The sequence below is a fragment of the Agrobacterium sp. DKPNP3 genome (assembly GCF_052686535.1).
The window spans coordinates 23,364-36,314 of sequence record NZ_JBQYSN010000015.1 but is presented as its reverse complement, the minus strand read 5'-3'; the positions used below and the strand labels follow the sequence as shown (position 1 = coordinate 36,314).

The 12,951-nt window shown below is 60.1% G+C and carries 11 protein-coding genes; 9 read left to right on the top strand and 2 right to left on the bottom strand.

The window, feature by feature from the left end; all coding sequences use genetic code 11:
- Nucleotides 1–215 precede the first annotated feature (215 nt).
- Nucleotides 216–1,334 carry a mandelate racemase/muconate lactonizing enzyme family protein gene (locus tag ACUTJJ_RS06690; protein ID WP_445541719.1) on the top strand — a complete coding sequence of 373 codons (1,119 nt, stop codon included), beginning with the start codon at nt 216–218 and terminating at the stop codon, nt 1,332–1,334.
- 186 nt (nt 1,335–1,520) lie between these two features.
- Here ACUTJJ_RS06690 and ACUTJJ_RS06685 read toward each other — a convergent pair whose 3' ends face one another.
- The gene (locus ACUTJJ_RS06685) at nt 1,521–2,543 is read right to left on the bottom strand and encodes an LLM class flavin-dependent oxidoreductase (RefSeq protein WP_445541718.1); all 1,023 of its coding nucleotides are present in this window, start codon (nt 2,541–2,543) and stop codon (nt 1,521–1,523) included.
- A gap of 135 nt (nt 2,544–2,678) precedes the next feature.
- Nucleotides 2,679–3,596 carry a LysR family transcriptional regulator gene (locus ACUTJJ_RS06680; RefSeq protein ID WP_445541717.1) on the bottom strand — a complete coding sequence of 306 codons (918 nt, stop codon included), beginning with the start codon at nt 3,594–3,596 and terminating at the stop codon, nt 2,679–2,681.
- Between the two features lie 211 nt (nt 3,597–3,807).
- Between ACUTJJ_RS06680 and ACUTJJ_RS06675 the strand changes: the two genes are divergently transcribed.
- The 8 genes from ACUTJJ_RS06675 (at nt 3,808) to ACUTJJ_RS06640 (ending at nt 12,950) form a co-directional block, all read left to right on the top strand.
- The gene (locus tag ACUTJJ_RS06675; RefSeq protein WP_006698064.1) at nt 3,808–5,016 is read left to right on the top strand and encodes an ABC transporter substrate-binding protein; all 1,209 of its coding nucleotides are present in this window, start codon (nt 3,808–3,810) and stop codon (nt 5,014–5,016) included.
- 27 nt (nt 5,017–5,043) lie between these two features.
- A complete protein-coding gene (locus tag ACUTJJ_RS06670; RefSeq protein ID WP_445541716.1) occupies nt 5,044–5,829 on the top strand; it encodes an ABC transporter ATP-binding protein in 786 nt (261 codons plus the stop codon).
- A 1-nt stretch (nt 5,830) separates the two neighbouring features.
- Complete coding sequence (locus ACUTJJ_RS06665; protein WP_445541715.1) at nt 5,831–6,532, top strand: ABC transporter ATP-binding protein; 702 nt, start codon at nt 5,831–5,833, stop codon at nt 6,530–6,532.
- A gap of 2 nt (nt 6,533–6,534) precedes the next feature.
- A complete protein-coding gene (locus ACUTJJ_RS06660; protein WP_004437878.1) occupies nt 6,535–7,422 on the top strand; it encodes a branched-chain amino acid ABC transporter permease in 888 nt (295 codons plus the stop codon).
- A gap of 1 nt (nt 7,423) precedes the next feature.
- Nucleotides 7,424–8,431, top strand: a complete 1,008-nt coding sequence (locus ACUTJJ_RS06655; protein WP_445541714.1) for a branched-chain amino acid ABC transporter permease — start codon at nt 7,424–7,426, stop codon at nt 8,429–8,431.
- A gap of 73 nt (nt 8,432–8,504) precedes the next feature.
- A complete protein-coding gene (locus tag ACUTJJ_RS06650; RefSeq protein WP_445541713.1) occupies nt 8,505–10,100 on the top strand; it encodes a GMC family oxidoreductase in 1,596 nt (531 codons plus the stop codon).
- 13 nt (nt 10,101–10,113) lie between these two features.
- Nucleotides 10,114–10,998 carry a 3-hydroxyisobutyrate dehydrogenase gene (mmsB, locus tag ACUTJJ_RS06645; protein WP_445541712.1) on the top strand — a complete coding sequence of 295 codons (885 nt, stop codon included), beginning with the start codon at nt 10,114–10,116 and terminating at the stop codon, nt 10,996–10,998.
- Nucleotides 10,995–12,950 (top strand): acetoacetate--CoA ligase, encoded by a 1,956-nt coding sequence (locus ACUTJJ_RS06640; RefSeq protein ID WP_445541711.1) that lies wholly within the window; start codon nt 10,995–10,997, stop codon nt 12,948–12,950. Before mmsB ends, ACUTJJ_RS06640 begins: the two co-directional genes overlap by 4 nt.
- The last annotated feature ends 1 nt before the right edge of the window (nt 12,951 follow it).

The following is a 12,951-nucleotide window of genomic DNA, read 5'->3' as shown; positions in this document are numbered from 1 at the left end:
CAGCTTCGAAGGGCTGACAATGGCTGAATATTAAAAATAAAAAATTTTTTATTTTACAAGTGCCGTTTTTCCTTTAGCTCTATCCATCGTCGGAAGCCGGCTGCTGGAGGAGGGCGGTCGGGCCATTTCCCGAAAGCCATCTTCGCGGCCATGGTCGCGGGGACGCGGCGTCTATTCCTCCCCGCAAGCAATCAGCAATCGAGGAATGACCGATCATGAAAATCACCACCGTCGAACCCTTCATCCTGCACCTGCCGCTGACCTCGGACTCCATTTCGGATTCCACCCACAGCATCACGCATTGGGGCGTCGTCGGCGCGAAGATCACCACCAGCGAGGGCCTTGAGGGCTATGGTTTCACCGGCACCCATGCGCATCTGGCGTCGGACAGGTTGATTACATCCTGTATTAGCGATTGTTATGCACCATTGCTCGTCGGCGAGGATGCGTCGGAGCATTCACGGCTCTGGATGAAACTCGCCCGTTATCCCTCGCTCCAATGGGTCGGCAGGGCCGGCATCACGCATCTGGCGTTAGCCGCGATCGATGTGGCTCTCTGGGACCTGAAGGCGAAAAAGGCGGGTGTGCCGCTGTGGCACTATCTCGGCGGTGCACGCACGCCGGCGGTGGAAGCTTACAATACCGATATCGGCTGGCTTTCCTTCTCGTTGGACGATTTGCTCGCAGGCAGCACAAGGGCCGTGGAGGAAGACGGCTTTACCCGATTGAAGATCAAGGTCGGGCATGACGATCCGAATATCGACATCGCCCGGCTCGCTGCCGTGCGCAAACGCGTCGGCTCATCCATCCGCATCGCCATCGACGGCAACGGCAAGTGGGATTTGCCCACATGCCAGCGCTTCTGTGCGGCAGCGAGGGATCTGGACATCTACTGGTTCGAGGAGCCGCTGTGGTACGACGATGTGACGAGCCATGCCCGGCTGGCGCGCAATACCACTATCCCGATTGCGCTGGGCGAGCAGCTCTACACGGTGGATGCGTTCCGTTCGTTCATCGATGCAGGCGCGGTCGCCTACGTCCAGCCTGACGTGACGCGGCTTGGCGGCATCACCGAATATATCCAGGTCGCGGATCTGGCACTCGCCCATCGCCTGCCTGTCGTGCCGCACGCCGGCGAGATGAGCCAGGTGCATGTGCATCTGAGCTACTGGCACCCGGCTTCGACCATTCTCGAATTTATACCCTGGATCAAGGATCATTTTGAAGAACCGATCCAGGTGCGTGATGGTGTTTACAAACGGCCCGAGCAGCCGGGTGCGAGCACCACGCCGCTGACGGAAAGCTTCGCCCGTTATGGCAAGGCGGTGAAATGAACAGCGGTACACAGCCCGGATTTTAATGGAGGTAAGTCCGTCCTCCGTCATGCCGGACTAGCTCCGGCATCCAGCCACGGCGCGTCTGCGCCGTGAAAAGAGTCTCTCGCGATCAAAGACTTGATCGCGCTGGACCCCGAATCTAGTCCGGGGTGACGGAGTGTGGATGGTGCAATTTTTCCAAATTTAACGCCAGCCGAGTGCCGGCGCCACCTGCTTCAGGATGGTCTCGATCACATGGGCGTTGTAATCGACGCCCAGCTGGTTCGGCACGGTCAGCAACAGCGTGTCGGCCTCGGCGATGGCTTCGTCGGCCCTCAGCTGTTCGATCAGCTTTTCCGGTTCGGCGGCATAGCTGCGTCCGAAGATCGCGCGCGTCTTGTCGTCGATATAGCCGATCTTGTCGTCGCCTTCGTTACCGTAACCGAAATAGGCGCGGTCGCGATCATTGACGAGGGCGAAAATGCTGCGGCTGACGGAGACGCGCGGCTCGCGGGCATGTCCGGCCTCCTTCCAGGCTTCCCGGAAGGTGCGGATCTGCTGCGCCTGCTGGACGTGGAAAGGCTCACCCGTTTCGTCCGTCTTGAGCGTGGAACTTTGCAGGTTCATGCCAAGCTTTGCCGCCCACACCGCCGTTGCATTGGAGCTCGAACCCCACCAGATGCGCTCACGCAAACCTTCCGAATGCGGCTCCAGCCGCAGAAGGCCGGGTGGGTTGGGGAACATCGGCCGCGGGTTCGGCTCGGCAAAGCCTTCGCCCTTCAAAAGCTCGAGGAAGACCTCGGTGTGCTGACGCGCCATATCTTCTTCGCTCTGGCCCTCAGCCGGTCGGTAACCGAAATAACGCCAGCCGTCGATGACCTGTTCAGGCGAGCCGCGGCTGATGCCGAGCTGCAGGCGTCCACCGGCGATGAGGTCGGCCGAACCGGCATCCTCCACCATGTAGAACGGGTTTTCGTAGCGCATATCGATGACGCCGGTGCCGATCTCGATCTTCTTCGTGCGGGCGCCGACGGCGGCCAGTAGCGGGAAGGGCGAGGCCAGCTGACGGGCGAAATGGTGCACACGGAAATAGGCGCCGTCAGCCCCCAGTTCCTCCGCAGCCACGGCGAGGTCTATCGATTGCAGCAGCGTATCGGCTGCCGAGCGGGTCTGCGACTGGGGGGAGGGCGTCCAGTGGCCGAAGGATAGGAATCCGATCTTTTTCATAATGATCTTCCAGATGTCGGAGGATGCCGGCTCTGCAAGCCAGCTCTGTTGTTGTCCCTCATATAGGCAATGGGGCAGTTCCTCCAACCTGCCGGGCGTAGACAGGGTGTCGCCAAAATGTGAACGATCGCGATTTCAGACCATGATGCCGCGGTTGAGAATAAAGAGCTTTTCGTGGGCGCGCGCGGTGGCGAGGATGAAATCCATCAGGGAGCGCACCCGTGGCACGTTGGCAAAGTCCTGGTGGCTGGTAAGCCAGTAACCTCGCCGCAGCTCGACCTCACCCGGAAGCACCATCTGTAAATCCGGAAAGCGCGCGGCGATGAAATTCGGCAGGATGCAGAGCCCTCGCCCTCCGAGCGTGGCGGTTAGCTGTGCGAAGATGCTGGAAGACTGGAAATTTGGCCGCAGGCCTGGAAGCACGTCGCGCATGTAATCGAGGCCGGGCGAAAAGATCAGATCCTGCACGTAGCCGATGAAGAAGTGGTCGAGCAGGTCTTCCCGCTTCGTGATTTTCGGCTGTCCGGCGAGATAGGACCGTGAGGCGTAAATATGCAGCGTGTAATCGATGATCTGTTCATTGATATAGGGACCGGCCTTCGGCGGATCGAGCGTGACAGCCACATCCGCCTCCTTACGGGAAAGCGCCATGATCTGCTGGATCGTCACCATTTCCACCATGATGTGCGGATGAGTGGCGGCGAAGTCCTTCAGCCTTTCGACGAAGAAAAAATTGGAAAAACCTTCAGGGGCGCTCAGGCGCACAACGCCGCGCAGCAGGCTGCCGCTTTCGGAAATATCCGATTGCAGCCGTTCAGCCTCAGCCTCTATGCGCTCGACGGTATCCACCAGTCGACGACCCACCGTTGTCAGTTCGTAACCGCGCGGGTTTCGCTCGAAGAGCTTGGTTTTAAGCGAAAATTCCAGCCGGTCGATATGGCGGGAGACGGTGGCGTGGCTGGTGCGCAGGCTTCTGGCGGCGGATGAGAGTTGTCCGGTGCGGGCCACGGCCAGGAAATATTGCAGGTCGTCCCAGGTGAACGGCGTGGCCATATTCGTCTCCCATCAAGAGTTTTGTTCAAAAATGAACAGTTCCTGTTCGCAATTTGATGATGACTTGCTCTTGTGTCAACGGCCGAATTCGAGAAGTCTACGCTCAGGATGCACCGCTTTGAGGAGGGCGGTGCGGCCATTCATGTGCAGGGTTTCGGTTCACCGCTGCACAGACAATCTGAGGCTCGCAATCTCTCTGGGAGGAGAAGTCATGCGCAAGAGTATCGTTTTATCCACGGCCATGGCACTGGCCGCTGGCACCGCTGCCTATGCTGCCGAGATTTCGGACGGCAAGGTCAAGATCGGTATCCTGAACGACCAATCCGGCGTTTACGCCAACTTCGGCGGCAAATACTCTTACGAAGCCGCGAAGATGGCGGTCGAGGATTTCGGCGGCAAGGTGCTCGGTGCGCCGGTGGAAGTGGTGACCGCCGACCATCAGAACAAGGCTGACGTTGCCTCCAATATTGCCCGGCAGTGGTACGACACCGAACAGGTCGATTCCATCATGGAACTGACCTCGTCATCGGTTGGCCTTGCCGTGCAGGCGCTTTCCAAAGACAAGAAGAAGATCACCGTCAATACCGGTGCTGCCACCACCGAGCTGACCGGCAAGCAGTGCAGCCCGTATGGTTTTCATTGGGCCTATGACACCTATTCGCTGGCTGTCGGCACCGGTGGCGCGCTCGTCAAACAGGGCGGCGACAGCTGGTTCTTCCTGACAGCCGACTATGCCTTCGGTTATTCGCTGGAAGAAAATACGTCCAATTTCGTCAAGGCCAATGGCGGCAAGGTGCTGGGCTCCGTGCGCCATCCGCTGGCGACGACCGACTACTCGTCCTTCCTGCTGCAGGCGCAGTCCTCGGGCGCGAAGGTTATCGGTCTTGCCAATGCCGGTCTCGACACCTCCAACGCCATCAAGCAGGCGGCGGAATTCGGTATCGTTGCCGGCGGCCAGCGCCTTGCAGCGCTTCTCTTCACGCTAGCCGAAGTCCATGGCCTCGGCCTTGAGGCAGCTCAAGGATTGACGCTGACAGAAGGTTTTTATTGGGACCGCGACGATGAATCGCGGAAGTTTGGTGAGCGCTTCAAGGAGCGCACCGGCGCCATGCCGAACATGGTTCACACCGGCACCTATTCCGCTGTCTTGCATTATCTGAAGGCGATCGAAAAGGCCGGCACCGACGATGCCGACGCCGTCGCGAAAGCCATGAAGGAAATGCCCGTCAACGACGTCTTCGCCAAGGACGGCCATGTGGCCGCCAATGGTCGCATGATCCACGACATGTACCTCATGGAAGTGAAGAAGCCTGACGAAAGCAAGCAGCCCTGGGATTATTACAAGGTTCTCGCCACCATCCCCGGCAAGGAAGCCTTCATGGACCCCGCAAAGAGCGGTTGCCCGCTGGTGACGCAATAAAAGACTGATGCAATAAAGGGGAAAGTCATGACGATCGCTCCCGCCCCCGCCGGGCAGGCAGAACCTCGCGTCGTTCTTTCGGCGCGTGATCTCACTAAAACCTTCGGCGCATTCGCAGCCGTGAAAAACGTCGATCTCGACGTGCATCACGCCCGCGTCCATGCGCTGATCGGCCCCAACGGCGCCGGCAAGACAACGGTCTTCAACCTGTTGACCAAGTTTCTCCAGCCGACAGGCGGGGCGATCACCTTCATGGGAACGGATATAACAAAGACGCCACCGGACAAGGTGGCGCGTCTCGGTCTCGTGCGCTCTTTCCAGATATCGGCGGTGTTTCCGCATTTGACGGTTCTGGAAAATGTCCGGGTTGCGTTGCAGCGGCCGAATGGCCTTGCAACGCAGTTCTGGCTACCGCTGTCGTCGCTCGACAGGCTGAATGCCCGCGCCGAGGAGTTGATCGCAACGGTTGGCCTGACACGGGAAAAACATACGCTTGCGGCCGATCTTTCCTACGGTCGCAAGCGGGTTCTCGAAATCGCCACCACGCTGGCGCTCGATCCGAAGGTTCTGCTGCTGGACGAGCCGATGGCCGGCATGGGCGGGGAAGATGTTTCTCACGTCGCCGAGCTTATTCGTGAGGTGGCAAAGACCCGCGCGGTGCTGATGGTCGAACATAATCTGAAGGTCGTGGCCGATATCTGCCATCACGTTACTGTTCTGCAGCGTGGAGAAATTCTGGCTGAGGGCGATTATGCCACGGTTTCCGCCGATCCGCGTGTGCGCACGGCCTATATGGGCACGGAGGAGGCTTGATATGGCGGCGATGCTCGAAGTCTCCAACCTGAAATCCTGGTATGGCGAAAGCCAGGCGCTGCACGGCGTCGATCTGACGGTCGGCGAGGGTGAAACCATCACCATTCTCGGCCGCAATGGCGTGGGCAAGACCACGACGTTGCGCACCATCATGGGCATCATCCGCAACCGCAAGGGCGTCGTCAAGCTCGGCGGCAAGGATATGATGCCGGTGCCGCTGCATCGTACGGCGAAATACGGCCTCGGTTTCGTGCCGGAAGAGCGCGGCATCTTCGCGACGCTGAGCGTCGAGGAAAACCTGAAATTGCCGCCCGTCGTCGCGCCCGGCGGCATGACGCTTGATGAAATCTACGAGCTGTTTCCCAATCTTTACGAACGCCGCACCAGCCCCGGCACGAAGCTCTCCGGCGGCGAGCAGCAGATGCTGGCGATGGCGCGCATCCTGCGCACCGGCGTCAAGGTGCTGCTGCTGGACGAGCCGACCGAAGGGCTTGCTCCCGTCATCGTTCAGCGCATCGGAGAGGTTTTGCAGAAGCTGAAGAGCCGAGGCATGACCGTGGTTCTGGTGGAGCAGAATTTCCGGTTTGCGAGCCGCATCGCCGATCGCTTCTACCTCATGGACCACGGCCAGATGGTCGGCGATTTTCCGGTGGGGGAGCTTTCCGCCCGCATGGGTGAGCTTAACAAGGTGCTGGGGGTTTAACCATGACGATGATCTTCGGCGTTCCCATTCAGGCGCTCCTCGGGCAATTGCTTGTCGGCCTTATCAATGGGTCGTTCTATGCGCTGCTGTCGCTCGGTCTCGCTGTCATCTTCGGGCTGCTGCGCGTCATCAATTTTGCCCATGGCGCGCAATATATGCTCGGCGCTTTTGTCGCCTTTCTCGGCCTGCAATATTTCGGCATCAATTTCTGGGTAGCGCTCATCGTGACGCCGCTCGTCGTCGCGCTGTTTGGGGCCATCATAGAGCGTTTCCTTCTGTCACGGCTATATGATCTCGATCCACTCTATGGTCTGCTCTTCACCTTCGGCCTGGCGCTGGTGGTGGAAGGCACGTTCCGGTGGCTTTACGGCGCGGCGGGACAACCCTATTCGGTGCCGCGCGAACTGGCAGGCGGCACCAATCTCGGCTTCATGTTCCTGCCGAACTACCGCGCTTTCGTCGTCGTGATTTCGCTGATCGTGTGCATCGCCACCTGGGCCTTGATCGAAAAGACGCGCCTCGGCTCCTATCTGCGCGCCGCGACCGAAAACCCGACCCTTGTGCAGGCTTTCGGCATTAACGTGCCTGTTCTGTTGACGCTCACCTATGCGCTGGGTGCCGGCCTTGCGGGTTTCACCGGCGTGCTCGCCGCCCCCATCTATCAGGTCTCGCCGCTGATGGGCACGAACCTCATCATCGTCGTCTTTGCGGTGGTCGTCGTCGGCGGCATGGGCTCGATCATGGGCGCCATCGTCACCGGCTACATGCTGGGTATCGCCGAGGGTCTCACCAAGGTGTTCTATCCCGAGGCCTCCAACATCGTCATTTTCGTCATCATGGCCTTTGTGCTGCTCATCCGCCCCGCCGGACTTTTCGGAAAGGACGCCTGATATGTCCAAAGCCACTCATAGCCCGACGGCCGGTGCAATGCCGCAGACGGAAGTATCGACGACGGCAGCCACCATCAAGACCGTGCTCATCCTGGCCGGGCTTGCCGTGCTCGTCGCCGCGCCGATGTTCGTTTATCCAATCTTCCTGATGAAGCTTCTCTGCTTCGCGCTTTTCGCCTGCGCTTTCAATCTTCTCATCGGTTATACCGGACTGCTCTCCTTCGGCCATGCGGCATTCTTTGGCGGTGCGGCCTATTTCACCGCCTATTCGGTGAAGGAATGGGGTGTCACGCCGGAAATTGGCCTTGTGATCGGCATGGCGGGCGCGGCGCTTTTGGGGCTCGTCATCGGTTTTTTCGCCATTCGCCGGCAGGGCATCTATTTCGCCATGATCACGCTCGCCCTGTCGCAGATGTTTTATTTCTTCTGCCTGCAAGCGCCGTTCACCCATGGCGAGGATGGTTTGCAGGGCGTGCCGCGCGGCCACCTCTTCGGTATTCTCGATCTCAGTGGCCCGCTCAACATCTATTACACGGTGCTTGCCGCCTTCGTGCTGGCGCTGCTGGTCATCTGGCGTTTCGTCAATTCGCCTTTCGGCATGATCCTGAAATCGATCCGCGAAAATGAGCAACGCGCCATTTCGCTTGGCTATAGCGTGCAGCGCTACAAGCTCGGCGCGTTCGTCATGTCGGCGGCGCTTGCCGGTCTCGCGGGTGGGCTGAAGGCGCTGGTGTTCCAGTTCGCGACGCTAACGGATGTGACCTGGCAGATGTCCGGCGAAGTGATCCTCATGACGCTGCTCGGCGGCATCGGCACCATGATCGGCCCTATCTTCGGCGCGGGCCTCGTCGTCACCTTGCAAAACTATCTCGCGACCTCGGATTTCCCGGTCACCATCATCACCGGCCTCGTTTTCATGGCCTGCGTTCTGGTGTTCCGTCGCGGTCTGATCGGTGAATTTTATGCTTCCCGGCTTGGGCGGAAACTCGGCTTTCAGCACCGCAGCTAGCCAATTTTGAAAACACCTCAAAAGCCTCCCCGCGTTCGGGACGACGCGGCAAGGACGGCGTGTGGAGAAGAGCATGGGCGAATATGACTATATCGTCATCGGGGCGGGCAGTGCCGGATGCGTTCTCGCCAACCGCCTTTCGAAAGACCCGAACAACCGTGTTCTGCTTTTGGAAGCGGGCGGCAACGATAATTACCACTGGATCCATATTCCCGTCGGTTATCTCTATTGCATTAACAATCCGCGCACGGACTGGTGTTTCAAGACGGCGGAAGAGCCTGGCCTGAATGGACGCGCGCTGATCTATCCGCGCGGCAAGGTGCTGGGCGGCTGCTCCTCCATCAACGGCATGATCTACATGCGCGGTCAGGCACGGGACTATGACGTCTGGCGCCAGCTTGGCTGCGAAGGCTGGGGGTGGAACGACATCCTGCCCTATTTCCTGAAGTCGGAGGATTTTTATCGCGGCAAGAGTGACCTGCATTCCTCCGGGGGCGAATGGCGGGTGGAAAAGGCCCGCGTGCGCTGGGATGTGCTGGATGCCTTCCAGAAGGCGGCAGGAGAAGCGGGCATTCCCGCGACTGACGATTTCAACCGTGGAGACAATGAAGGAGCCGGCTATTTCGATGTCAACCAGCGGGCGGGCTGGCGCTGGAACACGGCGAAAGCCTTCCTTAAACCGGCGCTTGGCCGCAAGAACCTCACTGTCTTAACCAAAGCCCACGTCAAACGGCTCATCATCGAAGAAGACCGGGTCACGGGCGTCGAATTCCACCATGACGGCGTCCTGAAAAAAATGCGGGCGCGGCGCGAAACCGTGCTGTCGGCCGGCGCGATCGGCTCGCCGCATATTCTGGAGCTTTCCGGGGTCGGCCGTGGGGATGTGTTGCAGGCTGCCGGTATCGATACGGTGGCGGAGGTTCAAGGGGTGGGCGAAAACCTGCAGGACCATCTACAGCTGCGCATGGTCTACAAGGTCTCCGGTGTTCTGACGCTGAATGAGCGGGCCTCGACGCTCTTTGGCAAGGCGCGGATCGGCCTCGAATATGCGCTGACGCGCTCCGGGCCGATGTCCATGGCGCCGAGCCAGCTCGGTGTCTTCACCCGCTCTTCGCCGGAAAAGGAAACCGCCGATCTGGAGTATCACGTCCAGCCGGTTTCGCTCGACAAGTTCGGAGACCCGGTTCACACTTTTCCCGCGATAACGGCAAGCGTCTGTAATCTGCGGCCGGAAAGCCGTGGCTCAGTGCATGTGAAAGGACCGGATTTCGCCATGCAACCGGAAATCCGCCCGAACTATCTTTCCACCGAAGGCGACCGGAAGGTGGCCATAGATGCCATGCGACTGACGCGCCGCATCGTCGCCCAGCCGGCCTTTTCCCGCTTCAGGCCGGAGGAATACCGGCCCGGTCCCTCCTTCGAAAACGACAATGAGCTTGCCAAGGCGGCAGGTGATATCGGCACCACCATCTTCCACCCTGTCGGCACGCTGCGCATGGGATCGGATATCGAAAGCGTCGTTGATGCACGCCTGAAGTTCCGCCGGCTCGCCGGGCTCCGCGTCGCCGATGCCTCGGTGATGCCGCGCATTACATCCGGAAATACCAATTCGCCGACGATCATGATTGCCGAAAAGGCCGCCGACATGATCCTTGCGGATAATCGCTGAAAGGAACCTACCGATGAAGACCGTCGCTTTTCTGGGGCTGGGACATATGGGCCTGCCAATGGCCGCCAATCTCGTCAAGGCGGGTTATGCCGTCAGGGGATATGATCTTGCCGAAGCCTGCCGTGCAGCGGCAAAGGAGGCGGGCATTCCGGTTGCCGCGGATTCTGCCGAAGCTGTCAAAGCTGCTGAAGTCGTCATCACCATGCTGCCGAAAGGCGAACATGTCGTTTCGGCCTATGGCGATCTGGTCGGTAAAATCTCTGCCGGAACGCTCCTTATCGACTGCTCGACTGTGGACATGGCAAGTGCATTGAAGGCGCATGAACTGGCCGCTTCCGCTGGCTGCCCTTCGGTCGACGCCCCCGTTTCCGGCGGCACGGGCGGCGCGGCGGCGGGCACCCTGACCTTCATGTGCGGCGGTGAGGCGGAGGCTTTTTCGGCAGCGAGGCCGCTGCTGGAAGCCATGGGCAAGAAGATCGTGCATTGCGGCAAGGGCGGCAATGGGCAGGCGGCCAAGATCTGCAACAACATGATCCTCGGCATTTCCATGATCGCGGTTTCCGAGGCTTTCGTGCTCGGCGAAAAACTCGGACTTTCGCACCAGGCGCTGTTCGATGTCGCCTCCACATCTTCCGGGCAATGCTGGTCGCTCACCACCTATTGCCCGGTGCCGGGCCCGGTGCCGACATCACCCGCCAACAAGGATTACCAGCCCGGATTTGCCGCGGCCTTGATGCTGAAGGACCTGAAGCTTTCTCAGGAGGCGGCCAATGGGGCCGACGCCTCTACACCGCTTGGTGCTGCTGCAACAGCGCTTTACGAGAGCTTCGTTGACGACGGGCAGGGCGGGCGTGATTTTTCCGCAATAGTGGAAATGCTGCGCGGGAGCAAAGCATGACAGCCGCAACGCCATCCGAGATTCTATGGGTGCCGCCGGAAGAGCGGGTGATGGGCTCGGCGCTTTTTTCCTTCGCGACAAAAACGGCAGAGCTCCACGGGCAGGCCGCCGATGATTATGCTGGCCTGCTGCGCTGGTCCATCGACGCGCCGGAAGATTTTTACAATGCGCTGTGGGACGAGCTCGGCATTATAGGTGCGCGCGGCGAGGTAGCGTTCAAGCCGGGCGCAACGATTCGGGAGGCCGAGTTTTATCCGGGCGCGAGGTTGAATTATGCCGAAAACCTCCTGCGCGATGCCGATGAGCGTCTCGCCATCATCGCGCACCGGGACGACGGCACACGGCGCGAGATAAGCCGCAAAGCGCTTTATGACGACGTGTCGCGCATGGTGCAGGCGCTCGTTCATGCTGGCGTGCGGGAAGGCGACCGCGTCGGCGCGATCGTCACCCATGACATAGAAGCGATCGTGGGATATCTGGCCGTGAGCGCCATCGGTGCCATCTGGTCGTCCTGCTCCCCGGATTTCGGCCCCGCAGGTGCCTCGGACCGCCTTTCCCAAATCGATCCCAAAGTTCTCATCGCCGTACCGGAATATGGCTATGCCGGCAAACGCATCGACGTCGGACCCACCATCCGCGCCGTAGCTGATAGTGCGGGTCCGGAGCAAATCGTCCTGATCGGCGAAACCGTACCCGAAAGCCTTGCCGATCTCGGCTGCGTGACGCTTGCGGATCTCGTCGCGCCTTATGCTGCGGGCGAGATTGCCTTCAATCGTCTGCCCGTCAAGGCGCCGCTGGCGATCCTTTATTCCTCCGGCACGACCGGCAAGCCGAAATGCATCACCCATTCCGGCGGTGGACTGCTTCTCCAGCACATGAAGGAGCAGAAGCTGCAATGCGATATCAAGGAGGGCGAGCGCTTCTTCTATTTCACCACCTGCGGCTGGATGATGTGGAACTGGCAGGTCTCCGGTCTGGCGCTCGGTGCCACTCTCGTCACTTATGATGGCAATCCCGGCTATCCGACGCCCGGCCGGTTGATCGATCTCATCGATGCCGAACGTATTGCGACTTTCGGCACGTCGGCGAAGTTCATTGACGCCTGCCTGAAGGCCGGACTGACACCCCGCGAAAGCCACGATCTGTCATCGCTGCGGACAATCCTCTCCACCGGCTCGCCGCTCATCCCGCAGTCCTTCGATTACATCTATCGCGACTGGAAAGCGGATGTGCATCTCGCCTCCATTTCCGGCGGTACCGACATCTGCGCCTGTTTCCTCGGCGGTAATCCGCTGCAGCCGGTTCATCGCGGCGAATTGCAGGGCGCCATGCTGGGCATGGATATCGATACGCTTGACGATGAGGGCCGTTCCGTTCGTGGCGTTGCCGGTGAACTCGTCTGCCGCAATGCCCATCTTTCCATGCCGGTGAGATTCTGGGGCGACGACGATGGTTCGCGCTATCGGGCCGCCTACTTCGAACGGTTCCCCGGCCTTTGGGCGCATGGCGATTTTGCCGAACTGCGGCCTTCCGGCGGATACGTCATTCACGGTCGTTCCGACACGACGCTCAATCCCGGCGGCGTCCGTATTGGAACGGCAGAGATCTACCGGCAGGTGGAAGCCGTGCCTGAGGTCGAGGAGGCCATTGCCGTCGGCCAGGATATCGAGGGCGACCAGCGGGTCGTCCTTTTCCTGCGCATGAAGGAAGGTGCTGCGCTTACGGAAGAGCTGGAAAAGACGATCCGCAGCCGCATCCGCTCAGGCGCGACGCCGCGGCACGTTCCAGCAAAAATCATCGCCGTCAGTGCCATTCCCCGCACCCGGTCGGGCAAGATTTCCGAAATCGCGGTACGCGATACCATTCACGGGCGGCTGGTCAAGAATACCGATGCGCTCGCCAATCCGGAATCGCTTGAGCTTTTCCGCAACCTGCCGCAGCTGAGGGACTAGG